The sequence below is a fragment of the Dellaglioa sp. CoH-57-MRSF-22 genome, from assembly GCF_056781895.1.
The window spans coordinates 1-241 of record NZ_JBXAXT010000262.1 but is presented as its reverse complement, the minus strand read 5'-3'; the positions used below and the strand labels follow the sequence as shown (position 1 = coordinate 241).

Annotated in this window: 1 protein-coding gene; it reads left to right on the top strand. The window is 52.3% G+C overall.

From position 1 onward, the window contains the following. On the top strand, positions 1-241 hold a 241-nt coding region (locus AC1RPR_RS09010), incomplete at both ends, for a hypothetical protein (RefSeq protein WP_481763608.1).

Genomic DNA, 241 nt, shown 5'->3' with positions numbered 1-241 from the left:
AGACGCGACATTCGCTCAACCGCAAATACAGAATGCTCCACGGGTTCTTCGATCAAGATTCCGAATTTCCGGTCAAGGGCGAGCGTTTGCTTTGCAAGAAGAATAACAAGGACACGGGTGTGCTGAATGGCACGCAGTGGCATTGTTCGGCTCCCAAGATCAAACCCATCAAGCGGCTGCGTGATCCGCGCAAACCCGCTCTTGGCTACGAGACGACAAACCTACAGGGTCTGTATTTCAA